The organism is Streptosporangium sp. NPDC048886 (assembly GCF_055586905.1).
In genome coordinates, this window is sequence record NZ_JBVJHH010000050.1 from 1 (window position 1) to 21,320 (window position 21,320).

Annotated in this window: 25 protein-coding genes, 1 pseudogene and 2 riboswitches; of the genes and pseudogenes, 8 read left to right on the plus strand and 18 right to left on the minus strand. The window is 67.8% G+C overall.

Annotated features, from left to right (window positions below; translation table 11 throughout):
- Positions 1–207: 207 nt before the first annotated feature.
- Both ACZ6R6_RS41420 and metE read right to left on the minus strand, forming a co-directional pair.
- The gene (locus ACZ6R6_RS41420) at positions 208–423 is read right to left on the minus strand and encodes a hypothetical protein (protein WP_470102410.1); all 216 of its coding nucleotides are present in this window, start codon (positions 421–423) and stop codon (positions 208–210) included.
- A 106-nt stretch (positions 424–529) separates the two neighbouring features.
- Positions 530–2,857: a 5-methyltetrahydropteroyltriglutamate--homocysteine S-methyltransferase gene (gene metE, locus ACZ6R6_RS41425; RefSeq protein ID WP_470102411.1), complete on the minus strand. Its 2,328-nt coding sequence runs from the start codon at positions 2,855–2,857 to the stop codon at positions 530–532.
- Between the two features lie 145 nt (positions 2,858–3,002).
- Positions 3,003–3,225, minus strand: a riboswitch (cobalamin riboswitch).
- 132 nt (positions 3,226–3,357) lie between these two features.
- Positions 3,358–3,530, plus strand: a riboswitch (cobalamin riboswitch).
- A gap of 389 nt (positions 3,531–3,919) precedes the next feature.
- Here metE and ACZ6R6_RS41430 point away from each other — a divergent pair.
- Entirely contained in the window at positions 3,920–4,411 is a 492-nt protein-coding gene (locus tag ACZ6R6_RS41430) for a DUF2975 domain-containing protein (protein WP_470102412.1), read from the plus strand.
- Entirely contained in the window at positions 4,411–4,632 is a 222-nt protein-coding gene (locus tag ACZ6R6_RS41435) for a helix-turn-helix domain-containing protein (protein ID WP_046086987.1), read from the plus strand. The genes ACZ6R6_RS41430 and ACZ6R6_RS41435 overlap by 1 nt, the downstream gene beginning before the upstream one ends.
- A gap of 135 nt (positions 4,633–4,767) precedes the next feature.
- Here ACZ6R6_RS41435 and ACZ6R6_RS41440 read toward each other — a convergent pair whose 3' ends face one another.
- Positions 4,768–5,025: a Tn3 family transposase gene (locus tag ACZ6R6_RS41440; protein ID WP_470102413.1), complete on the minus strand. Its 258-nt coding sequence runs from the start codon at positions 5,023–5,025 to the stop codon at positions 4,768–4,770.
- 158 nt (positions 5,026–5,183) lie between these two features.
- Between ACZ6R6_RS41440 and ACZ6R6_RS41445 the strand changes: the two genes are divergently transcribed.
- The gene (locus ACZ6R6_RS41445; protein ID WP_470102414.1) at positions 5,184–5,582 is read left to right on the plus strand and encodes a hypothetical protein; all 399 of its coding nucleotides are present in this window, start codon (positions 5,184–5,186) and stop codon (positions 5,580–5,582) included.
- A gap of 46 nt (positions 5,583–5,628) precedes the next feature.
- Here ACZ6R6_RS41445 and ACZ6R6_RS41450 read toward each other — a convergent pair.
- Positions 5,629–5,987, minus strand: a pseudogene (locus ACZ6R6_RS41450) (Tn3 family transposase); the annotation flags it as partial.
- 415 nt (positions 5,988–6,402) lie between these two features.
- Between ACZ6R6_RS41450 and ACZ6R6_RS41455 the strand changes: the two are divergent.
- Positions 6,403–6,663 (plus strand): hypothetical protein, encoded by a 261-nt coding sequence (locus ACZ6R6_RS41455; RefSeq protein ID WP_470102415.1) that lies wholly within the window; start codon positions 6,403–6,405, stop codon positions 6,661–6,663.
- Positions 6,660–6,971, plus strand: coding sequence for a hypothetical protein (locus ACZ6R6_RS41460; RefSeq protein WP_470102416.1), 312 nt, complete (start codon positions 6,660–6,662; stop codon positions 6,969–6,971). The genes ACZ6R6_RS41455 and ACZ6R6_RS41460 overlap by 4 nt, the downstream gene beginning before the upstream one ends.
- A gap of 196 nt (positions 6,972–7,167) precedes the next feature.
- Here ACZ6R6_RS41460 and ACZ6R6_RS41465 read toward each other — a convergent pair whose 3' ends face one another.
- Positions 7,168–7,521, minus strand: coding sequence for a hypothetical protein (locus tag ACZ6R6_RS41465; RefSeq protein WP_470102417.1), 354 nt, complete (start codon positions 7,519–7,521; stop codon positions 7,168–7,170).
- 11 nt (positions 7,522–7,532) lie between these two features.
- On the minus strand, positions 7,533–8,003 hold the full coding sequence (locus ACZ6R6_RS41470; RefSeq protein ID WP_306870888.1) for a TetR/AcrR family transcriptional regulator: 471 nt from the start codon (positions 8,001–8,003) through the stop codon (positions 7,533–7,535).
- Between the two features lie 62 nt (positions 8,004–8,065).
- Between ACZ6R6_RS41470 and ACZ6R6_RS41475 the strand changes: the two genes are divergently transcribed.
- Complete coding sequence (locus ACZ6R6_RS41475; protein WP_470102472.1) at positions 8,066–8,740, plus strand: DegT/DnrJ/EryC1/StrS family aminotransferase; 675 nt, start codon at positions 8,066–8,068, stop codon at positions 8,738–8,740.
- Positions 8,741–8,999: 259 nt separating this feature from the next.
- On the opposite strand, the gene ACZ6R6_RS41480 is transcribed toward ACZ6R6_RS41475, so the two are convergent.
- On the minus strand, positions 9,000–9,227 hold the full coding sequence (locus ACZ6R6_RS41480; RefSeq protein WP_470102418.1) for a hypothetical protein: 228 nt from the start codon (positions 9,225–9,227) through the stop codon (positions 9,000–9,002).
- A gap of 55 nt (positions 9,228–9,282) precedes the next feature.
- On the opposite strand from ACZ6R6_RS41480, the gene ACZ6R6_RS41485 reads away from it, so the two are divergent.
- Positions 9,283–9,540 (plus strand): hypothetical protein, encoded by a 258-nt coding sequence (locus ACZ6R6_RS41485; protein ID WP_470102419.1) that lies wholly within the window; start codon positions 9,283–9,285, stop codon positions 9,538–9,540.
- Between the two features lie 90 nt (positions 9,541–9,630).
- On the opposite strand, the gene ACZ6R6_RS41490 is transcribed toward ACZ6R6_RS41485, so the two are convergent.
- Entirely contained in the window at positions 9,631–10,296 is a 666-nt protein-coding gene (locus ACZ6R6_RS41490) for a maleylpyruvate isomerase family mycothiol-dependent enzyme (protein ID WP_470102420.1), read from the minus strand.
- Between the two features lie 488 nt (positions 10,297–10,784).
- On the opposite strand from ACZ6R6_RS41490, the gene ACZ6R6_RS41495 reads away from it, so the two are divergent.
- Entirely contained in the window at positions 10,785–10,967 is a 183-nt protein-coding gene (locus ACZ6R6_RS41495; protein WP_470102473.1) for a lamin tail domain-containing protein, read from the plus strand.
- Between the two features lie 237 nt (positions 10,968–11,204).
- Here ACZ6R6_RS41495 and ACZ6R6_RS41500 read toward each other — a convergent pair whose 3' ends face one another.
- The 10 genes from ACZ6R6_RS41500 to ACZ6R6_RS41545 all read right to left on the minus strand — a co-directional run bounded on the left by ACZ6R6_RS41500 (position 11,205) and on the right by ACZ6R6_RS41545 (position 21,301).
- Entirely contained in the window at positions 11,205–12,011 is an 807-nt protein-coding gene (locus ACZ6R6_RS41500) for a hypothetical protein (protein WP_470102421.1), read from the minus strand.
- Between the two features lie 487 nt (positions 12,012–12,498).
- Positions 12,499–12,705: a cold-shock protein gene (locus ACZ6R6_RS41505; protein WP_470102422.1), complete on the minus strand. Its 207-nt coding sequence runs from the start codon at positions 12,703–12,705 to the stop codon at positions 12,499–12,501.
- A 558-nt stretch (positions 12,706–13,263) separates the two neighbouring features.
- On the minus strand, positions 13,264–14,466 hold the full coding sequence (locus ACZ6R6_RS41510) for a serine hydrolase domain-containing protein (RefSeq protein WP_470102423.1): 1,203 nt from the start codon (positions 14,464–14,466) through the stop codon (positions 13,264–13,266).
- 910 nt (positions 14,467–15,376) lie between these two features.
- Positions 15,377–15,694 carry a hypothetical protein gene (locus tag ACZ6R6_RS41515; protein WP_470102424.1) on the minus strand — a complete coding sequence of 106 codons (318 nt, stop codon included), beginning with the start codon at positions 15,692–15,694 and terminating at the stop codon, positions 15,377–15,379.
- Between the two features lie 206 nt (positions 15,695–15,900).
- Positions 15,901–16,563, minus strand: coding sequence for a hypothetical protein (locus ACZ6R6_RS41520; RefSeq protein WP_470102425.1), 663 nt, complete (start codon positions 16,561–16,563; stop codon positions 15,901–15,903).
- A 343-nt stretch (positions 16,564–16,906) separates the two neighbouring features.
- Positions 16,907–17,530 carry a hypothetical protein gene (locus ACZ6R6_RS41525; protein ID WP_470102426.1) on the minus strand — a complete coding sequence of 208 codons (624 nt, stop codon included), beginning with the start codon at positions 17,528–17,530 and terminating at the stop codon, positions 16,907–16,909.
- 265 nt (positions 17,531–17,795) lie between these two features.
- On the minus strand, positions 17,796–18,053 hold the full coding sequence (locus tag ACZ6R6_RS41530) for a hypothetical protein (protein ID WP_470102427.1): 258 nt from the start codon (positions 18,051–18,053) through the stop codon (positions 17,796–17,798).
- Positions 18,054–18,093: 40 nt separating this feature from the next.
- Positions 18,094–19,191 carry a hypothetical protein gene (locus ACZ6R6_RS41535; protein WP_470102428.1) on the minus strand — a complete coding sequence of 366 codons (1,098 nt, stop codon included), beginning with the start codon at positions 19,189–19,191 and terminating at the stop codon, positions 18,094–18,096.
- Positions 19,192–19,776: 585 nt separating this feature from the next.
- Positions 19,777–20,670, minus strand: a complete 894-nt coding sequence (locus ACZ6R6_RS41540) for an IS5 family transposase (RefSeq protein ID WP_470102429.1) — start codon at positions 20,668–20,670, stop codon at positions 19,777–19,779.
- Positions 20,671–20,869: 199 nt separating this feature from the next.
- Complete coding sequence (locus tag ACZ6R6_RS41545; RefSeq protein ID WP_470102430.1) at positions 20,870–21,301, minus strand: GNAT family N-acetyltransferase; 432 nt, start codon at positions 21,299–21,301, stop codon at positions 20,870–20,872.
- Positions 21,302–21,320 lie beyond the last annotated feature (19 nt).

Genomic DNA, 21,320 nt, shown 5'->3' on the forward strand with positions numbered 1-21,320 from the left:
ACCCGGTGTCCCCGCGCCACCAGTTCCCTGATCACCTCGATGCCGGGGTTCACATGGCCCGGGGCGGGGATGCTGACCATGGCGATGTGCGCGCGCCGAGGCATGTGGCCTTCCTTTGGTCGCGTCCTTTCGTGACGATACGTCTCGTCTCGGAACGCTTCCATCGTGCCCTCCCATCCCATGTCAAAGGCATTAGTGCTTCGTTCCTCAAAGCAGGCAGGTAAAACGGCGGCGGCGTTGACGAGGCTCCGGGGCCGGACGACCCCAGACCCAGTTCAACTCGGACTTCAGGACCCGCATGCGCGCGGACTGCGCACCCATCTGACGACGAACCGCGTGCAACCGGTCGTAATCGTCAGGGCTCAATGCCACCATGTCGTGCTCGCCGATTCGAACGTGCTGCGCTTTGGGAATCTTGCCCATATGGCTGTCCTTTCGCCGCACACGATGATCAGGCTAGCCATCGGCCGGCCAACGCGCGAAAGACGACCGGGCCTGGCGTGGACTGTCACACCAGGCCCGGTACTCGTCAGCGGGCCTCTTGGCCGGCCACCTCGGTTCTGATCTCGCGGGCCGCGGCGACCAGGTTGTCCAGGGAGTCTCGGACCTCGGGCCAGCCGCGGGTCTTCAGCCCGCAGTCGGGGTTGACCCACAACCGCTCAGCCGGGATGCCGTCGAGCCCCTTACGCAGCAGGGACGCGACCTCCCCGGCATCGGGGACGCGCGGGGAGTGGATGTCGTAGACACCCGGGCCGACCTCCCTGGGATATCCCGCCCCGGCCAGTTCGTGGGCGACCTGCATGTGGGAGCGGGCGGCCTCCAGGCTGATCACGTCGGCGTCCAGGTCGTCGATGGCGGCCAGGATCTCGCCGAACTCGGCGTAGCACATGTGGGTGTGGATCTGGGTGTCGGCCCGCACCCCGCCGGTGGTGAGCCGGAAGGCCTCCCCCGCCCAGGCCAGGTAGCCGACCCTGTCTGCGGCACGCAGCGGCAGGGTCTCGCGCAGGGCGGGCTCGTCGACCTGGATGACGGCGGTGCCCGCGGCCTCCAGGTCGGCGACCTCGTCACGCAGGGCCAGCGCCACCTGGCGGGCAGTCTCGGCCAGGGGCTGGTCGTCGCGGACGAAGGACCAGGCCAGCATGGTGACCGGCCCGGTGAGCATGCCCTTGACCGGGCGCGTCGTCTGGGACTGGGCATAGCGGGTCCAGCGCAGGGTCATGGGCGCGGGGCGGGAGACGTCCCCGGCCAGGATCGGCGGCCGCACGTAGCGAGTGCCGTAGGACTGGACCCAGCCGTGCTGGGTGGCCAGGTATCCGTTGAGCTGCTCGGCGAAGTACTGGACCATGTCGTTGCGTTCGGGCTCGCCGTGCACCAGGACGTCGATGCCCGCCTCCTCCTGGAAGAGGAGGACCGAGCGGATCTCGGCAGCGATCCGCTCGTCGTAGGCGGCGGCGTCGATGCGTCCCGCGCGCAGGTCGGCGCGGGCCACCCGCAGCTCGGCGGTCTGCGGGAAGGAGCCGATGGTGGTCGTCGGCAGCAGCGGCAGGCCGAGGCGGGCGCGCTGCGCGACGGCCCGCTCGGGATAGGGCTGGGAGCGGCGTGCGTCGGCCGGGGTGACCGCCGCGCTCCGGGCCCGTACGGCGGCGTCGCGGGTGAGCGCCGAGGCCGCCCGTGAGGCGAGATCGGCCCGGTTGGCAGCCAGTTGCCCAGCGATGGCGCCGGTGCCCTCGCTCAGCGCCCTGGCCAGAGTGACGATCTCGGCCGTCTTCTGCCGGGCGAAGGCGAGCCAGCGGCCGACCTGCGGATCCACCCCGCGCTCAAGGGCGGTGTCCAGCGGGACGTGCAGCAGCGAGCAGGAGGCCGCTACATCCACCCGGTCGGTCAGGCCGAGCAGGGTGGCCAGGGTGGTCAGCGACTTTTCCAGGTCGTTGATCCACACATTGCGGCCGTCCACGACGCCCGCGATCAGACGCTTGCCGACCGCCCAGCCCACATTGGCCAGGTCGTTCAGGTTCGCCGCGGCCGGGCCGGTGAAGTCCAGGCCCAGCCCCTCGATCGGCGCCTCGGCCAGGATCGGCAGCGCCTCTCCCAGCCGGTCGAAGTAACTGGCGACCAGGATCTTCGGCCGGTGGGCCAGGGAGCCGAGCTCCCGGTAGGCGCGGGCCGCGGCGTTCAGCACGGCCCGGTCGCGGTCCTGCACCAGGGCGGGCTCGTCCAGCTGTACCCACTCGGCGCCCGCCGCGCGCAGGGCGGCGAGCAGCTGCACGTAGACCGGCAGCAGCCGGTCCAGCAGGGTGATCGGGTCGAAGCCGGGGTCCACGCCGGGCGCGGGCTTGGCCAGCAGCAGGTACGTCACCGGGCCGACCAGCACGGAACGCGGGTTGTGCCCCTGTGCGAGAGCCTCGCGCAGCTCGCCGACCTGCTTGGCCGGATCGGCGGTGAAGACGGTGTCCGGCCCCAGTTCCGGCACCAGGTAGTGGTAGTTGGTGTCGAACCACTTGGTCATCTCCAGCGGAGCGACGTCCTGTGTGCCGCGTGCCATGGCGAAGTAGCCGTCCAGGGCGTCGGCCTCCACGGCGGCCCGGTGACGCTCGGGGATGGCGCCGACCATGACGGTGGTGTCCAGGACGTGGTCATACAGTGAGAAGTCGCCGGTGGGGACCTCGTGCACGCCGGAGGCGGTCAGGTGGCGCCAGTTGTCGCGGCGCAGCTGGGCCGCGGTGTCGTGCAGCTCGTCGGCGGTGACGCGGCCCGCCCAGTAGCCCTCGACCGCCTTCTTCAGCTCGCGGTCCGGTCCCTGGCGTGGATAGCCGTGGACGGTGGCCAGTGATGCGGGGGTGGCGGAAGTCTCAGCCACGAAACTCTCCTTCGCGAGTCATGGAGGACCCCGGTGCTCTCACGGGCGCGAAGGAACAGCTGACCGGCGGGCATCTTGATCCAGTGCCCGCTCGTGCCGCCGACCCGCCCTCGAGGTCACCGAAGTCACCGCGCGCGCGGGCAGTGGCAGGTCTTCGGACTCGCGGGCACGCCCGGGTTCTCACCCGGGCATCTACTGGCCGTCGCTTCCCCGGTCCGGCTGTTCGGACCCAGTGCGTTTGACGGCGGTCGTTCCCACTCACCGCTGCGGGGCAGTCCCGGAATTGGCGGGCTCGCGAGCCAAGCAGGCGAGCATTGCCGCACCGGGTTCCCTCTTACGACGCGCCTGCCTGGAGGACAGGGCGAACCGACTGCGGCTCCAGCCTAAGCGCTGTTCGGTCCCTCTCGGGCGACAGGGACTCCGCGCCGTACGGGCCGGGTGATCGTTCTGGGCCCGATGGCGGGTGCCGCTCTGGACTTACTAGGACGTCCAACTATATGTTCGTGGGCAAGGCCCGCGGTGCAGGGAAGCTGGTGTGAATCCAGCGCGGTCCCGCCACTGTGACCGGGAAGTGCGTCATCGCGACATCGACAGCCACTGGCGAAAGCCGGGAAGGCCGGATGGCGCGCGCTGATCCGGGAGTCAGGATACCGGCCGCGGGTTGATCCGTGTTGTCCACGAGGATGGAGCGAACGCGCATGGCATCGGTACGCGCTCGCGAGCCCGGAAACGTCCCCGCGTCGGAAGATCCTCCGCGCTGACGGCCCTGCTGCGTCTTGGGGTGCTGGTAAGAACCGAGTCACGCGCCCCAAACGCGCGGCATCGTCGCCGGTCAGGGGTCTGAGGAACATCGGTAGCAACGGTGCAGGAAACAACGGATATCCAGGTCGGCGGCCCGTCTTCCAGGCTCTCAATGCTCTCAATTGGGGCTCTGAGCTGGATACCCGTTGGAAATTCCCCATTGCTACCGGGGCCCCGGAGGGCTAGGCGGTCTGGCTCAGCCCTTGTTTCACCTATCGAGATTCGATAGATTTTCATCGTAACTCGATGGAAGGATGGGTCATGGGAAAGCTGGCAGTGCGTGCGCTTCGCGCCGTGCTCGTGGTGGTGCTCGCCGGCACCGTGTCCGTACAGGCATTGATGGTGTGGGTGTTGGCCAGCGGGAGCGACCCGGAGGACGGGTCGCTCCCGCTGACCCCGCTGCGCGTGATCACGATCCTGGGCATGGTGTCGGTCCAGGTCGCCCTGGTCAGCGTATGGCGGCTGGTGACGATGGTGCGGCGCGGAACCGTGTTCTCCCACGCCGCCTTCCGGTACGTGGACGCCGTGATCGGCGCGATCGTGGCGGCTGCCCTCCTGTGGTTCGCAGTCACGGCCCTCAACGCGCCGGACCAGCGGGCCGACCCGGGCGTCACCGTCATCATGGGCGGGGTCGGCCTGGCCATCCTGGGGGTCGCGCTCATCGTGCTCGTGCTGCGGATGCTGCTCGCCCAGGCCGTCGCGCGCGACATCGAAGCGGCGCAGATGCAGGCCGAGTTGGACGAGGTGATCTGATGCCGATCGTCGTCGACATCGACGTGATGCTGGCCAGACGGAAGATGTCCGTGGGCGACCTCGCGGACCGCGTAGGGATCACGCCCGCCAACCTGGCGGTACTCAAGAATGGCCGGGCTAAGGCGGTGCGCTTCGCGACGCTCGCCGCGCTCTGCGAGGTACTCAAGTGCCAGCCGGGCGACCTGCTGCGCTGGGAGGCGGAGGACGCCGCGGGCGGATGACGTGCCCCAGAGCGGGCGTGAAAACGCCTGGCACCACCGGCCTGTGGATCTCGGTCGGGATCCCGGTCACGTGCAGTCACCTGCGACGATGCCGCGCGTTTGGGGCGCGCGACTCGGTTCTTACCAGCACCCCTGTTAGCGGGCATAGCGGGACTCCGTTGCCGGTTGGCCGGCAGCGCTGGCCGGTGTCCGGGGATGGGGCACGGTGGGCAGGGCGAAGTCGAGCCGCTTGTCCATCTCCAGCCGGAACGTGCCGTACGAGTTGATGTTCGACCAGAAGAGCGCGGTCAGCCCGCGCCGGTCCTCGTCCGAGAGCTTCTTCGCCAGAACGCGCTGAAGCAGCAGGGTGTTGATGTGGACCAGGCTGGACTGGAGAAGGTGGAGCGCGAGCATCGAGGTCCTCTGCGTGCTCCTTGTCCGGGCTGGTCAGCGTGCCGTCCTTGCCGTAGTGCAGCACGGTGTTCGCCGAGTTCCAGTTCTCCACGACCTGAAGGCCACCGTATGGGCGGCGGTCGAGGTTCGAAGCCCACGCTATCCCGGCCGGGTTCACAGTGATCCCCCGGGGCAGGACCGGCTACTACGGACCCGTCGGCCCCGGCCTGACCGAGGGCGTGGACGAGGAGAAGCTGACCGCGGACACGCTGTGGGAAGCGGTGACCGGCAAGCCTGACGCCCAGACCTGGTACGAGTCCGTGCACATCACCTGCCGCAGCCCGGAGTCGGAAGCGGCCCGCAAGGAGCACTACAAGCAGATCTCCGCCCCTGCGCATGAGCGGCGGAAACAGCCGAAGACCGACCCGGCCACGGACACGCAGGTGAAGTACCTGACCACGCTCGCGGAGAAGGTCGGCACGGAGCGGTTCGACGCGGAGTTCGCCAAGGTGATCAAGGGCAGCGACATCGCCCCTCGGGCCCCCGGCAGCGGTGGGCGACGGCCGCGAAGCGGCTGACCAAGGCGAGGGCCCGCAAACTCACCACCGCCCTGGTCGGCCACGACTAGTCCGGGCCGTCCCCGTCGTCGTCCTCGTCCAGCTCTGGCGCGTCCGGGTCGCGCAGCGGGCGCAGGCGCCGACCGCCGGGGTGGAGGCGGTGAAGTTGTAGCGGCCGAGCAGGTTCAGGTTCTTGTGCTTGAGCGGGGAGAGCCGGGCGATGTCCTCCTCTCGGATCTCGTGGCCCTCCGCCTGGAGCTGGGCGACAGCGGCGTCGATGTACTTCGTGGTCCAGAGCACGATGGCGTTGAGGACCAGGCCGAGCGCGCCGAGCTGGTCCTCCATCCCGTCGCGGTACGCCTGGTGGATGGTGCCGCGCTTGCCGTGGCACACATCCCTAGCGAGCTTGTGGCGGGATTCCTGCACGGCGTCCTCCTCCCGAAGGTGGCCTCAGCCGCCAACTAGCGACGCGGCCCTGTTCGCGGAGGCGCCGAGCTGGGGTTTGCTTCTCAGCCGTGCGTTTTCTCAGAAGTCGTGACTGTCTCCGCTTCCGAGAACATGATCTTCTCGGAAGTCGGCTGACCTGCGCGGATCGGCTTACTTTGGGGCTAGGGACACGTTCGGGAGCAGGAGGCCGAATTGAAGATGGCCGCCCTAGCGCGGCTGCGCACCATGTGCTCCTCAGGGTGCTCCTCGAGGGTGAGGCCGCTCATCGGGCCTCACTGTCCTTTCGTTGGATTTACGGCCAGTACTACCGGGACCCCTGAAAATGGAATGGAGTATGAGCCCACGTATTACAAGTGGTAGCACTATTAACACACCGGCGCGGAGCATACGAACCATGGCTAAGGGAAGAACGTCCGTCAGCATCGCCCCGTGGATCCTGGAGGCGGTACGCAAGCACGCCGAGGAGCACGGGCTCAGCGTCTCCACCGTCCTGGAGCGCGGCGCCCTCCGCGAGATCGCCGCCACCCATAGCACCGCCGCCCGCGCCGCGGTGTACGGCGCCGGCGCGGTCGCCGGGCAAGAAGCCGACGATCGCATTCTCGCCGAGGACACCATGCGGGCCGTCGACGAACGCCGCACGGGCGAGGCCACGTGAGTCACCGATTCGGGGAGTTGTGGTCGGTCCAGCTCGGCGACCGCGAAGAGGTTCGGCTGATCGTCTCGGGCGACTTCTACCACACGCTGTACGGGGACAACGTGCTCACCGCACATGTCGAGCTCGCCGACATGGCGCACGCGCTGACCGCGTTCGTGATCGACGTCGGCGACGGCCAGGCCGCGATGATCGATCGGATATCCACCGTGGCGGCCGTACGGCTAAAGGGCAAGGTGGGCGATCTGCCGGAGGCTCAGCTCGCCGCGGTGCGCGGGATGATCTCCACCATCTTCGGCTGCGCGGGTTGACCGCGGCTCCCGCGGCGCCGATTACCGGTGGCGTTACGACGCCCGCGCCGAGCACGTGCACTACCTGATCCGACGCGAGGCGGAACACACTCGGGGCAAGACCGTCTGAAGGGAGCCTGCGGATCGGGACGATCCGCAGGCTCCCTTCAGGGATCTGTGACGTTCAACCGTGCTGTCGCGGCGACTTCGACTACGGCTACGCGGCCAGTGACGACTCGATCAGCGCTACGGTGGCGCGCGGGTTCTCCACGCCGATGACCAGGCGCGCGTACTGCTCGTCGGCCAGTTCGATCACCACCGCCCGGCTCGCGTCACGGATGTCCCAAAACACTCTTTCGCCATCCATGTGGAAGGTGCCCGCCGTGATAACACCGGGGATGTGCGCCCCCGGCGCGCGTATGCCCTTCGGCTCGGTGACCACACCCGGATCCGCCGTGGCGCCGCGGACGTTGGCCAGCGGAATGACCAGGCGGCTCTTCAGTGCCCAGAGCTTGTCCAGTCCTTCGATCTCCACAATGAGGGAACCTTCTTCGATGTGCACCTGTGCCATGCCTGAACTCCTTAGGAGAGGTTGCTCGCCCTGGCCCGTAGCCGAAGGCCCAACAGTTGCGCGGTGAACCGGACGGCCGCGGGCGCGTCGAGGCCAAGGGATGATGCGGCGGCGTGGTCGAGGGCAGTGATCGCGCCACCGACCTCCTTGGCCACCTCGGCATCTTCTGGCGCTCGTTCGGCCGTGGCCATCAACAGCAGATCCAGGCCCGGCGCCTCCAGCGCGCTCCGCACCGCCCTCTCCGGCTCGCCGGCCCGGGTGATCTGCTCGATCATCGGCGCGAGGTGATGCTCCAGCGACCAGCGCAGCGCGGCCAGGTAGAGGCCGCGCTTGCTACCGAACGTTTTGTAGAGACTGTTGCGGTGCACTCCCAGATGAGCGACAAGCTCGTCGATGGAGATGCCGTCGTAGGAGCGGCTGGCGAACAGCTCCGCGGCCATCTGGACCACCATGGCCTCGTCAAATCCTCGCGGTCGACCCATGGCAGGACCATATCGAGTTTAGGAACAATCAGTCAAGAACAATCATTCCTGAACTCTGTGAGCTGGCTGCGCTGGCCCGGCAGTTGAACCTGAGCCTGATCGAGGACGCCTGCCAGGCTCAGGGCAGTCGTCACCGCGGGCGGCTGGCCGGGACCTTCGGGGAGGTGGGCTGCTTCAGCCTCAAGGACGGCAAGATCTACGCCGCCGGTGAGGGCGGCTACCTTCTCACCGACAACCCGGTCATCGCCGCCCGCGCGGCGGCTTATCGCACCCACTGGGCCATCGACGCGCCCGGGATGCCCGCGGGCAGCCGTCTGGGCCGCAACTACCGGCTGCGGCCTGACGCCGACACCCCGCCCAGCATGACGATCGAACTGGTCAGCCAAGACCTGCCGGTCTTCGCCTCCGACGATCTCCAAGGCCGGATGGACGCCGCAGCCGCGCTCGACCCGCTGGAGGGCCGCTGGCCGCGCAGACGGCACATCCGAACGTGCAGCCCGGCTGGACCGCTCACCTCCTGGAGCCCCAACCGAATCGGGCCCACCGGCCAACCCGCACCCGAGATCAGCAGTCTCACAGGCATCTCATTGCTCACCCGCTGGAGGACACCGGTGCGTCTCCCCCTGGTCCAGGCTGCTGTTCTCGCCGCTGCCGTCGTGCTCGCCCCCGCCGTACCTGCCCAGGCGGCGGCCCTTATCTTTGGTGACTCTCAGTCGTGCGACAAGTACTTCAAGTAGTGTGGGCGGCTACTTGACGCACAGTATCTGAGGGTCCGTACGGCATGTTGGGCAGGTCAGGTGCGGCCGAGCGGCACTACCGGGCTGAACGAGCGGTGGCCGCCGATGAGTCGGTGTCGTGGGTGGTGGTCGACGAGGACCTCGAGTTGCATGTCGAGGCGTGCGCGTACCTGGCGGGGCTGCGCGGGGCGGGCCGGGTGTTCAACACCGAGAAGACATACGCGGGCCGGATCGCCTTGTACTTGTCGTACTGCCGAGGTCATGGGCTGGACTGGGCCGGCCCGAGCCTGGCGCAGCCGATGGCGATGATGCGGTGGCTGGTGGACGAGCCGATGCCGGTGCGGTCGCGCAGGCCGGGTGCGGCGGCGCGGTCGGCCCGCAGGCGGCCCGGCGCGAGCACACCAGCCTGCTCCCCCGGACGATCGCCGACCTGGAGGCCCGGCTCACCGAGCCGGCAGCAGGCTGACCAGGACTGCCTCCGCGCCATGCAGCCATCCTGCGGACGCACCACAGCCCCAACGACCGGCCAGGAGTCCCCGGTCATGACCACGCTCGAACGCACCCTCGCCAAAGCGCTCACGGGAATCGTCGTCAGGCCGGTCCCCGGCGACGACGACGCCATCACGCCTAGGGTCACGACAGAGGTCCTGGAGCCGGTGATCGCCCTCCTGCAGGACCTCCCCGCACAGGACCGGCAAGTCCTTGCCGACCTGATCAACCAGTGCGCGCAGGAGGAAACCGACCCTGACCGGCATCTGGCGGCTTGGGAAGCGCCCGAAAACTTGGGACTCCTGGTCTGATCGATGACCTGCGGTGCGCCCGTTGTGTCCGCAACGGGCACCGGTCTTGAGGCAACGGGACAACCGGCTGCGCTGGCTTCGAGCCTCCGGTCATGTCATGTTGCGCCGATCGCGCAGGATTTCGACGCCGTCGCCGTCAAGTTCATCGCAGTACACCGAGCGTCCGGTCGTGGCCATCACTAGTGCCAGGGTGGTGCCGGACACCAGCGGGCCGAATCCCGTGCTGAAAGGGCCGTCGGTGGCGACGAGTCGCAGGCCGACGATCCGTCTCTTGGCGGCGACGACCAGGTCCGAGCCCCGGTAGTACTCGGCTACCCGGGTGAGGGTCTCGATCGGGTAGTCAAAGCGAATGCCCAGCGGTCGCCGGATGTCCTCGGCATGCACGATCGTCTCACCCAGCATCGCGATGACCGGGAGAGGCGGCTTGGTGGTGCTCGTGATGACGCGGCGGAACCTGTCATGCGTCTCGGCCGCGGTCGCGCCCAGCTGCTCGGCCAGCCGCATGGCGACCTGCTTGTCGAAGTCGAACCGGCAACGGATCACACCCGCCAGCCACCGCACACCGTTCAGGCTCGCCCCTGCGGTGAGGTGCGCCAGCACCTCGCGCACCGTCAACCCGGCACACAGCGACGGCATCGCCCACTGCTCGTCGGTCAGATCCACCAGGTCGCCCACCAGGGCCGCTCGCTCGGCATGCACCAGCGGCCAGAGGTCAGCCACGCGACCGCCCCGCGCTTTCGGCGCCGGATCGGTCATGTCAGACAACCTTTTCTCGTCAGTCACAGGAGTCCTTGCATCAGGTCGGTAAGTACGGTCGAAGGTGAAGACTTCCGCCAGGGGGCGAAATCATCGCTCATGAGCGACGCTTCTAGCCAATCCGCCGACATCGGCGACGCCGACTCCCCCCGAGCGCGCAGCGGCACCGGACCGCTGGCCACACCAACGAGGGGACCCACACATCATCCCCGGACGTTCCGCCTCGACCTGCATCAGCCGTCTGATCACCCTTCTCGATGAGCAGCCGGCGGCGCGCAGGCAGGGGTCTACTTGCCTGACACGCCTTAACGACCTTCGTGTCGCTGACCAGCAAATTCGTTTGACAACCCTAGATAACCATCGGCCTGGTTCTTCTTGGGTCCGGGCTGAGTTCGGCCAACTTGGCCTATGCGAAAGAAGAGATCATCATCCTCTGACCTGCTGGAATGGTCCTACAACCCTAGATAACCCCCGTTCCGGCGGTCCAAATCGTGAAGGTCTACTACGACTCGCCCGGCTCGGACCTGCGCAGCAACGCCAGCCTCAACGGCGAGTACGTCGTGATCAAGAACACCACCCGCGCCGCGATCGACCTGGCCGGATGGACGCTGCGTGACAAGACCGGCTATCAGTACAGCTTCGGCGACGACCAGATCCTCGGCGCCGGCTAGAAGCTCACCATCCGCACCGGCCAGGGCCAGTCAGGCACGAGCACCGCCTACTGGGGCCGGCGAGCCTACGTCTGGAACAACGACAAGGACACCGCCTCCATCCGCAACGCCTCCGCGCGGCTCGTCGACTCCTGCTCCTACAGCTCGACCCGGGTCGACTGGATCAACTGCGAGTAGACCCAACCCTGACATGCAGAAACGCCCCGCCGGTCCGAAGATCAGCGGGGCGCCGGCCCATTACCGCAACGCGTTGACGAGCTCCTTCGGCTCAGGCTTGAACAGATCGAAGGGATCCTCCAGGTCCTCGTAGTCGATCACCTCATCGGCCGGCGGAGGAACGACCACGATCGGCATCCCCCAATCGGTGTAACGGGTATCAATCCTCTCGATCGTCGCGGTCTTGTACTTGCCGGTCACATGCTCGTTGGTCAACAGCCGCTTGGGCAGGCCCGCGGCGTCGGTCCACAGCCGCCAGGAGATCGTCGGCCTAATGAGCGTGCCCTGGTAGAAGAACCCGCCGGACACCGGCTTGACCGTCGCCCCCTTCAGCAGGACCCTCAACGCAGCCGGGTCGAACACGTTGACCGCCGTCTGCTGGGTGGCGGCCTCGGTGGCGTACTGGGCGTCGGGCCTCGGCGCCCGCGACCTCGCCCAGGTCTTGCCCTGAGGTAGCGAGTAGAGGCCGGAGGCGTACAGGTACCCGCCGACGACGGTCATCTGGGCCGGGCTTGCCAGGTCGGCCAGCAGTTCGTTGGTTTCCGCCATTTCCCTGTTCTTCGGGTCAAGCACCCACTGCATAGTGCTGTCGGCGGCAACGGGACCGGCGGGGCCGAGCTGCAGTCTGCTGTTGAACCGGAACCGAGCCGAGGTCCCTTCCTTGAAGATCGTGCGGGAGATCTCGGCGGTCTGCACGCCGCGTTCGGCCCGCAACTGCCGTTTGACCGCCTGCGCCGGGTCGGGCGGGCCGGTCTGCGCGGCGGCGGGGACCGCAGCGGCGGCGGATGCGATCAGTGTGGCGGCCGCGAGGGCGAGCCATCGTCTCATGGGGGATGTCCTTCATGGAGGGGTGGTGCGGGAAGATCATCCTGCCAGAGGGCAACGCGAAAACGGACCCCGTCTGACGGGCCGCCGGTGGCCGACATCGCCCGGGTGCACACCGCCGACGGACGGACACGGCAGCGGCGCCCCCGAGGCGGTCAGTGCTTCCTCGGGGGCTTGGACGGTGCGCAGCGGATCGCGTTTTCGGTACCCCTGGCGCATCTGCTCGCCGCTGAACGGTGAGCGCTGAGGCCGGGGCCGGTCGACGGCGGCCGCGGGGTCGTCGTTGTTGATCAGGTAGGCGCATCAGGCCGAGACGGTCGGCAGCTTGCGCGCCACGGTGGACGCGGCGAACCGCGCGGCCAGGTCGGCGGCGTACAGGTCGATGTCGGCCCGCCGTTTCACGATCGTGTTCCCAAGGAGACTCCGCGGGTCAAACGAGTCAGGGCCCGCACCCGTGAAGGTGCGAGCCCTGATCCGTGGCGCTATTTTGTCAGGCGGAAACGATGTTTTCAGCCTGAGGGCCCTTCTGGCCCTGGGTGACATCGAAGGCCACCTTCTGGCCCTCGCGCAGCTCGCGGTAGCCGCCCTGAGAGACGATGTTGGAGTAGTGCGCGAAGACGTCGGCGCCGCCGCCGTCCTGCTCGATGAAGCCGAAGCCCTTTTCCGCGTTGAACCACTTCACGGTGCCAGAAGCCATGTTGATCTCCTCTTGATAGGTGCAAAGCCGAAATTCGCATTGCACGAATTCCGCGTCGCCGCGATAGGCCCACACCCGGGGAAGACCGGCAAACAAAAATGCGCCTGACGCTACATACCGTCAGGCGCACACAAGTTCATTATGGGTACCACAACTGCAACTACGTCTAACCTAGCACACGTAACGGGCCCTCCGCTCAGGTCGGTGTCCGGCTACACCGCTGGACCATTGTTCCGCGCCTCCATCAACGGCCGCGGCGGACCGCTGTCCCACCACGCGCCTCTCCGAACCCTCAGAGCAGGTTGTAAACGCCACTGACCAGCGACAACACCACACATAACGACTGGTGGCAGGTTCCTACCAGTGGGTGCTCAGGTGGCGAGGCCGAGGTCGAGGCGGCGGCCCATGTCAATGTCGATCGTGCCGTAGAGGTTGGCGTTGGACAGAACAGAGGCGAAAGACCGCGTTTGTCGGCGTCGGTCAGCTTCTGCCGCCAGGCTGGGTCGGTGAGGACGGACTGGACGAGCAGGGTTCCGAAGGGGAGCGTTCGCCTGAACCCTACTTCCGGGCGCAGAGGGCGGTGTCGAGGGCAGCGTCGACCTGCTTGCCACCGGCTTCCGTGGTGGGCAGCGCGGTCACGGTGATCGTGGCCGTCCGGCCGTCCTCGGTGACACCGTTACGGGTCTCATAGCCCGGGATGTCACCGCCGTGGCCCCACGCGTGGCCGCCGCAGCTCAGCTTGATCTTCACCAGACCGAGCCCGTACCCCCAGCCGGCCGGCAATCCAGGCGCCTCGACCGTCTGCTTCATCTGCTCGAGCTGGGCCGGCTTGAGCAACCTGCCGCCCAGCAGCGCGTCCAGGAAGCGGTCGACGTCGCGCGGGGCGCTGACCAACTGCCCGGCCGCCCATCCCCAGGAGGGGTCCATCTCGGTGACATCCCCCAGCTCGCCGCCCGGCTCTCCGGTCTTGGTGTGGTACCCGTGGGGATGGTCGCCGCGGATCGTCTGCTCGCCGACGCCGGGCCAGTAGGTGTCGCGCAGGCCGAGCGGCTTGATGATCCGGTTGGTGACCTCCTCGCCGACCGGCCGGCCCGTGACCTTCTGCACCAGCATGCCGAGCAGGGCATAACCGGTGTTGCTGTAGCTCCAGCCCTTGCCGGGGGCGAACACCGGCTTCTGCGCCAGCCCCATGTCGAGCAGTTCCCGGGGCTCGAAGTACGTGTGCTGGATCTTGAAGACCATCGATGGGAAGTCCTTCGAGTACTCCGGCAGGCCGGCGGTGTGCTGCAGCATCTGGCGGGTGGTGATCTTTCGGCCGTCGTTGCCGTTGCCGCGCACCAGGCCGGGCAGGTACTTCTCGACGGGTACGTCCAGGTCGATCTTGCCCTCGCCGGCCAGTTGCAGCACGACCGTGGCGATGAACGTCTTGGTGGCGCTGCCGATGCGCACCTGCCCGTTGGCGGGGACCTTCGCCCGCGTCTCCAGGTTCGCCACGCCGGCGGTGTAGTCCCGGGTGCGCCCGTCACGGCCCCGTACCGCGGCCAGGACGCCGGGGAACTCGCCGGTGCGGACCAGGCCGTTCAGGCTCGTCTGCAGTGCGTCGGCGGAGCCGCTCCGTGGGGCGGCGTCGGCGCCGGCCGGGGCGGGGTTCAGGCCGAGGGCACCCAGCGCGAGGGCGGCCGCCGTGGCCAGGGCCAGCAGGCCACGGCGCCTGGCGGAGCCGGGCCTGGTCGACCGGGACGTGACGGTGAAGTGGGACATCAGGGGCTCCCTGCTTGATGGCGTGGTTGTGCTGCCAGCAAGCATGTCGGCGCGAGCAGGTCACGAACGATCCCGTCCACCCGAGTTGTGACGATCCCGCCCACCCGAGTTGTGAGGTACGGCCAGCACTACCGCCGTGCCGGGACCGGTTCCGCCACCTGCGTGTCCGTCGGGAAACCCGCGCTGACATCCACGAAGCCTTCCACTCTGCCGTGTTGTCGGTTTTGTTGGGCGTCACCCGCGCACCGACCCAGAGGCCGATCCGGAGGGGTGCCGTCTCCCACGCCGTCTCGTCGCGGCGGCGCAGGCGCTCGCACGCACAGATCAGCGCGGTGGCGCGCTGGAACTGCTGGATCGTGAGCAGTCGCAGCATGTAGCGCATCAGCACCGCCACGCCCGCGGACGGATCGTAGCCGCCGAGCGCCGGGCTGAGCCCTGCGGATCGCCAGCGTGAACGCGGTCAGACCGAGATACGCCTCGGTCTTGCCGCCACCGGTGGGGAACCAGAGCAGGTCCGTCATGGCGTCGCCGTCACTCTCGTCGGCACCGCGCTCGGCATGGCCGGGATTGCCAGCTCCGGCAGGTCCGGCTCGATCATCGCACCGTATCCGACCTCAACCGTTACGGGGTTGAGGAACAGCGGAGCAGCCGTTAGCGCTGGGGCATCCCGTCGCAGGTCAGGGGAAGGTCGGGCAGGATGCCGCAGCGGCTTTTCGTGGTCGTGACCCTCGTTTCAGATGGTCCAAGCTCCTTGGCGCTTCACGTTTGGCCGGTTCACGGCGGCTACGAGAAGCAAGATCGTTCTCACAGCTAATGACTGTTCCGCTGTTCCTCAACCCCGGTCACGTAGCGGGGCATTCGGGTGTCCTGTCGTGTCGGGCCTGCGGCATGGGCGTTCCGTGATCTGCGGTCACAGCGTGTCCAGCAGCGCGTTCAGGCGTGCTTCGCGCTGCCGGTCGGCCTCGGTGGGCGGGTGCCGGTGACAGCCCAGGCGGACCCGGGCGTGGTCGGTCGGGTGGGCGTGCAGCCGCCAGTTGGCCACATGCCCGCTGTCGACGATGATCTCCAGCCGCGAGCCGGGCGTCAGGACGTGCTCGGTAATCACGGTGGCCACCAAGTCGGCGGCGGCCGGCGCGCGCAGGTCGGGAAACTCTGCGGCCAGGGCCGCGACGACCGCCGCGGCGTAGCCGGCGGCCCGCTTGGCGCGGCCGATCAGGGGGCGGGGCATTGCGGGCTCCAGGTGCGGGCGAGGTGGGCGTTGAGGTCGGCGATCATTGGCCGTTGGGGTGCCGAGATTCTGCGGTGTGCCAGTTCCGGGGGTGCCGCACCGGCGACCTCGCGTAATCGACTGTCGTGTAGGCGATGCCCTGGGGCCCTCCGATGGCACCGAACGTGGCCGTCGACGGGGCGTAGCGGCTGCGGTCTGGCTGTGGGTCATCCCGTGCCGGGGCGGCGTTTCTTTCCCTCCGGGGTGAAGGCAAAAGTGTCCCTGAACGGTCCCGTCCCGCAGCGGACCGCGAGGAGGACGGGCTCGCTGTAGATCGGTGGCCAGGCTGGTTCGGTGTTGGGGCCGGTTCCGTTCCAGAGATGGAAGAAAAGCATCGGTTCCTTCACCTGCTCGGTCAGGTAGCCGAGCGTCTTGCCGTAGAGGGGGTTGGTGCCGCCGAACAGGATCGAAGGCGGGCCGAAGGTCTCCAGCACCTCGCTGAGCACGCGATCCTGAGCAACCCAGGCGCTTAGCTCCTGATGCATGGACTCCTGCTCGTCGGCAGTCAGCACTCTGTCTGCTTGTAGCCATCCGCGCCGGCGGACGAACTCCGCATAGACCGAGGCGACGCCGTATTCGTAATCACCCGGCACCAGGGTGCTGAACGCTCCGATCACACCGCTCGAGGTGAAGGCCCCCCGCGACTCCATCGCCTGCTGCTCCTTGGCCCACGCCTCTTCTTGGCGCTCCACATAGACCAGGTGATCAAGCAGTAGTCGCAGCGCCGTCTCCCCACCGAACATCCCCGGACGGCGAAGTGCCATGTTGAGCTGGTCAACGAGATAGTCACGAATGCCAGCGGAGGAACGTGGCACGGAAGGTCCTGTCATGACCCCATCTTCGTCTCAAGAGGTGCGGTGTCGGCGAGCTTGCGTCATCGACTGTCGCGGGTTCGGTGTGGTGAAGCTGTGAGGGGTCATCGAGTGTGCTCGTCGCCTGATGCGTAGCGGCTCCGGGGGCTGCGGACGCTGCGGTTTCGGCTGGGAATGGCGGTGCCCGGCATGGGGCCGGAGTGGCTCCCGCGGCCGCCCGCTGGCGCCGTGGGCGGGCCGTCGTCCTGGGCGGCGGCGAGCCGGGTGGCCAGGGTGTCGGCGCGGCTGTGCTGCTCGGTGAGCTGGTCGCCTAGCGCTGCCGCGCGGGCCCGTTCGGCGGGCAGGTCTCGCTCGTGGTCGGTCAGGTCGCTCTACAGCGCCACGGCGGCGGCCTGGGCCTCCTTCGCCTCGATGCGCAGCGCGCAGCTGGTTGGCGTGGCCGGCGGTCACCGCCGTGGCGTGCTCGGCGGCCTCCTTGGCCGCGCCGAGCTTTCCCCAGGTCGAGTACTTCGGCGCGCGTCTGCTCCGTCACGCGCTCCAGATCGGCGCGGGCGGCGTCCTCGCGCTCCTCGGCCTGCTGCTGGGCCTGGAGCGCCTCGCGCATGCGCCGTTCGGCGGTGATCCGGACCCGGTCGGCGGCCTCGGCCCGCCCCCGGGCGGCCGCGGCGTCGGCGCGGTCGTCGGTGGCCTCGGCCTCGAGGGCGGCGATGCGGGCCAGGGCGCCGCACTCGATCAGGTCGACCTTGTCGGCGAAGCGGTCGGTGAGGTCTTGCAGGGCCTCGGCCAGGGGGCACGCCTCGGTCAGGACGACGCCGGCCGCGGTGACTGCGACGGTCACCGCGGCCTGTTCGGCCTTGGCCTTGGCGCGGTAGTGCGCGGTCTTGCGGGCGTTGCTGCAGAACGTGCGGGGCTTGTTGCCCTTGGCGGGCGGGAGCGGGTTGTCGCAGTGCAGGCAGCGGCTCGGACGCGTCCGGCGAGCCGGCATCGGGCGGCGCGGTCATGCCGGGCAGCGACCGGCGGCTGGAAGCCGGTGGAGGACTTCACCCATATGTGGTGGATGATCGCCTGCGACAGCATGCAGAATCCCGGCGGCCGCCAGCAGCTGTGGGACACCGCCGACGACCTCCAAGCCAGGATCGATCGCGGCGAGCCGATCTCCGAGGGACGCCTTTTCGACGAGGTCGTCGCCGAGATCGCCGCCAAACGCGGGATCAAGCTGCCCCCTGCAGGAGATCCGCGACCAGCGACGATCACAGCCAGAGGGCTAGCTCGGCAGGTGGTCGGCGATGAACCCTGCCGAGGCGACGCATGTCCGCCAGGTGGTGGCGGATCTCGTGGGTGAAATTGCGCAGGTCGTCGGTGACCGGGCCGGCGAGACGATCCACGGCCGCGTGGAGCTCCTCCATCGGCAGGTCGGCGAGCAGCGCATGGACGTGATTCTGCAGAGCCTGCCGTTCAACGTCCGGGACGAGTTGCGGGAGGTCTTCTTCAGGGTCGGTCGTGCTCATGACGGCCCAGCTTAGGTGTGAGGTGACCGGAGCGTCCTGATCAGGTTTCGTCGATGACCTTGGCGAGACCGGGTGCCAGGAGCAGCCCGTTGGCCAGCGGGAGGAGCAGGCCGTCGCGATGCAGGGCGCCGAACGCCTGGCGAAGGTCATCGGTCTGGGCGAAGGCCAAAATGAGCTGCTCGTCACCGACGACATCGAAGTTACCGGTAACGATGTAGGGCAAGGCCGCTGCCGCGAGGTCCAAGATCGCCTGGTCGGCAGGGATCTCATCACCATAGCGGTCCAGGATGCGCTCGTATTCGTCGACCATCAGCGGGTCGGGCTCGCCTTCCCCTGCGTCCAGCCAGGGATGACCGCTGAGCTGCTCCGGGGTCCAGGTCGTGCCAGTGACCGGGTGGAGGCCTTGACGCATCCACTGAAACTGGCAGGCATAAAGCAGCTCGTCCAGGGCGGGAACCGCGTCCGCTGACAGCGGTTCGAGCCGGAACCGGGCATGGAGATGGCTGGCGGTGGGCCAGCGACGGACATGCGGCGGTGCGGGCGGCACCTGCTGAAGGAGGAGGTTGGGGGCGTCGAGGAAACCGTCGGCCATGGGGGTGATCCAGCCGTCGCGGTGCAGGATGGCGAGTGCTTCGCGCAGGTCGGAAGTCTGCGCGAGAGCGGTGACGTGCTCAGCCCGGGTTTCGATGCCGTACTCGTTCCAGGTTGTCACGCCGAGGAAATTGCGGGCGCTGAAGTCCAGCAGCGCGAGGTCGGCGGGGATCTTCTCGCCATAGCGGGCCAGGATATCGTCGCGGGCCTGATCAGCCTCGTCATCGCAGAGCTCTCCGATCCACTCCAGAGCGAGGAATTCCTCAGGAGTCCACCACTGGCCGTTGACGGAGACGTGGTCGCTGTCGGTGAGCCCGTGGCGGCGTGCCAGCTGCTCCAGCGTTCGTGGTGTTTCGAGCGGAACCAGCCGGTTCACCGGGCGCTGCCAGCCGAGATCGGCCAAGGTCGGACCGGGCGGGGGCAGCGGCGGAAGAGCGTACTTCTGCTCCTTGCTCGACCGCTCCGCGTTCGCCGGGCGACCGGCGAGCCGCTGCTTGCGCCGTGCTGCCTTCTTCGCGCGACGCTGCTGCTGGTTGGGCTTGCCCATGGGTTGTGCCTCCTCTCACGGATGACCAGCGGAAATCCTAGGGACGGCATTCGGTGTCGTCGCGGATGCCACGCCGTGCGAAGCTCTCCGCTGTCTGTTCAAGCCCAGGCCGGGCCTGGATTCTCCCGGTAGGGTCGGCTGTCCTGAGCTGACCAGAGACCCAGACCGCCACAGTTCCACCCGGCGGTGGTGGAGGCCCTCTACTCGAGTCGATGCCACCCGAGGAAAAGTAGCGAGGAAGGCCAGGTCAAAGCTGCCCGGCAGGATCCTTGATCAGGGTGCGAAGCCATGGGCTGCTGGTCATATCCGGCCGAAATTTCTCGTTTGCTGCCCGGCCACTGTTCTCGGAAGTGCTGAGCTGGTCGTATGCCACGCTTTGGGCCTCGTTCTCGGAAGTCCTCGCTGCGAGCGCTTCCGAGAAGACGGTCCTCTCGAAAGCCGCTGGCCTGCGTCGATGGCTGGTAGCGGGAATTCCCGGCCGGATATGACCGCGACCCGAGTACAGCGACGCCACTGAATGCCCCGTCATGCCCGTGATCCAAGGCTGGACCGTCGACGACTACCTGCTCCGGACTAGAGCCTGTTTCAAAGGCAGGTGAGCCAGTCGTTGATGGCGGCGATATGGATGGTGGCCTGGTAACGGACGGCGAGCTTGTCGTATCTGGTGGCGAGGGCGCGGTGGCGCTTGAGCCGGTTAATGCCGCGCTCCACGGCGTTGCGATCGCGGTAGTCGATCCGGTCGAAGGCCGGAGGCCGACCACCGCGTCGTAGCCGCCCTTGAACGCGGTCGGCCGGTTCGGGAATCATGGCACGGATGCCACGCCGGCGCAGATGAGAACGGATCGCCTGGGAGGAGTAGGCCTTGTCCGCCCGCACCCGGTCCGGACGGGTCCGTGGCCGTCCCGGCCCTGACCGCAACACCCTGATGGCGGCCATGACCGTGTCGAACTGCGGCGCATCTCCGCGCTGGCCGGCGGTCAGGACCAGCGACAACAGTTTCTGGCCCTGCTCGCACGCCAGATGCAGCTTGGTCGACAGGCCACCACGAGAGCGGCCCAGCGCGTGATCGCCGGGTTCGGCATCCATTCCGCCGGGCGGTTCGACCTGTCGTTCTGCTTTCGTCGATGCCCCGGCCGCGTGCTGGTGGGCTCGACAGATCGTGGAATCGACTCCCACGGCCCAGTTGATCAGCCCGTGGGCGTCCCCGGCGGCCTGCAGGCCGCACAAGATCTGCCGCCAGATCCCTGAGCGCTGCCACCTGCGAAACAAGGAGTACACCGCCTGCCAGGAGCCATAGCATTCGGGCACGTCCCGCCACGGTGCTCCGACCCGTACCCGCCACCGGATCCCGTCGATCAGCTGGCGTTTGGTCCACTGCGACGGTCGTCCTGGCTTCTTAGCCGCGGGCAGCAACGGTTGCAGGGCCGCCCACTGCTCATCGGTCAGGTCGAACCGTCTCGTCACCGCTGGGGTGGTCACGAGATCTCCGGTATGCAGGTTCTTCTTGGTCGTTGAACCCTCTACCGGAGATCTCTTGTTAGCGACCGCGACACATCACTACATACCGGACTTCGAAACAGGCCCTAGATGCCCGTTCGCTGATCGACTCGAGCGGTCGACGGGATCGTTCCGCTGGTTGTCGTCGGTCCCGTCGAGATCGCCCTACCCTGGTCGCCCCTCAGCGCTGGGTGGAGATCTGGTTCGCGTCCCGCTGGTAGGCGTAGTGGATGAGCCCCTTGTGGAACTTGCCCACCTTTTCGTACAGCGCGCGAGCCGGGGCGTCTTCCAACGTGTTCCAGTAGAGGCCTGGGAAGCCGTGCTCCTTGGCGTCCCGCGCCACCCACTCGATCACTGCCGTCGCGATACCCCGCCGCCGGACTTCCGCGTCCACGAACAAGTCCGCCAGATAGCATTTCCCGGCATACCAGACACTGGCGTGGAACAGGTAGTGCGCGATGCCGACCATTTTGCCGTCCAGCCGGGCGGCGATCCCGCGTATCTGCTCGTCGTCGAGCAGGCGTCGCCAGGTCCGTTCGTAGTCGCCGTCGCTGCGTTCGACCTGGAAGTATGTTGCCTTGTCGCAAGCTTGGCAGCGCAGGAATAGAACCAATGATCCTACGAATCAATCG

Bases quoted from the DNA above. Each gene is read 5' to 3' on its own strand.
- ACZ6R6_RS41420 (WP_470102410.1), bottom strand. From the start codon at position 423: ATGGGCAAGATTCCCAAAGCGCAGCACGTTCGAATCGGCGAGCACGAC.
- ACZ6R6_RS41430 (WP_470102412.1), top strand. From the start codon at position 3,920: ATGGGAAAGCTGGCAGTGCGTGCGCTTCGCGCCGTGCTCGTGGTGGTG.
- ACZ6R6_RS41435 (WP_046086987.1), top strand. From the start codon at position 4,411: ATGCCGATCGTCGTCGACATCGACGTGATGCTGGCCAGACGGAAGATG.
- ACZ6R6_RS41440 (WP_470102413.1), bottom strand. From the start codon at position 5,025: ATGCTCGCGCTCCACCTTCTCCAGTCCAGCCTGGTCCACATCAACACC.
- ACZ6R6_RS41455 (WP_470102415.1), top strand. From the start codon at position 6,403: ATGGCTAAGGGAAGAACGTCCGTCAGCATCGCCCCGTGGATCCTGGAG.
- ACZ6R6_RS41465 (WP_470102417.1), bottom strand. From the start codon at position 7,521: ATGGCACAGGTGCACATCGAAGAAGGTTCCCTCATTGTGGAGATCGAA.
- ACZ6R6_RS41470 (WP_306870888.1), bottom strand. From the start codon at position 8,003: ATGGGTCGACCGCGAGGATTTGACGAGGCCATGGTGGTCCAGATGGCC.
- ACZ6R6_RS41480 (WP_470102418.1), bottom strand. From the start codon at position 9,227: ATGGCGCGGAGGCAGTCCTGGTCAGCCTGCTGCCGGCTCGGTGAGCCG.
- ACZ6R6_RS41485 (WP_470102419.1), top strand. From the start codon at position 9,283: ATGACCACGCTCGAACGCACCCTCGCCAAAGCGCTCACGGGAATCGTC.
- ACZ6R6_RS41490 (WP_470102420.1), bottom strand. From the start codon at position 10,296: ATGACCGATCCGGCGCCGAAAGCGCGGGGCGGTCGCGTGGCTGACCTC.
- ACZ6R6_RS41500 (WP_470102421.1), bottom strand. From the start codon at position 12,011: ATGAGACGATGGCTCGCCCTCGCGGCCGCCACACTGATCGCATCCGCC.
- ACZ6R6_RS41505 (WP_470102422.1), bottom strand. From the start codon at position 12,705: ATGGCTTCTGGCACCGTGAAGTGGTTCAACGCGGAAAAGGGCTTCGGC.
- ACZ6R6_RS41510 (WP_470102423.1), bottom strand. From the start codon at position 14,466: ATGTCCCACTTCACCGTCACGTCCCGGTCGACCAGGCCCGGCTCCGCC.
- ACZ6R6_RS41515 (WP_470102424.1), bottom strand. From the start codon at position 15,694: ATGCCCCGCCCCCTGATCGGCCGCGCCAAGCGGGCCGCCGGCTACGCC.
- ACZ6R6_RS41520 (WP_470102425.1), bottom strand. From the start codon at position 16,563: ATGACAGGACCTTCCGTGCCACGTTCCTCCGCTGGCATTCGTGACTAT.
- ACZ6R6_RS41525 (WP_470102426.1), bottom strand. From the start codon at position 17,530: ATGCCGGCTCGCCGGACGCGTCCGAGCCGCTGCCTGCACTGCGACAAC.
- ACZ6R6_RS41530 (WP_470102427.1), bottom strand. From the start codon at position 18,053: ATGAGCACGACCGACCCTGAAGAAGACCTCCCGCAACTCGTCCCGGAC.
- ACZ6R6_RS41535 (WP_470102428.1), bottom strand. From the start codon at position 19,191: ATGGGCAAGCCCAACCAGCAGCAGCGTCGCGCGAAGAAGGCAGCACGG.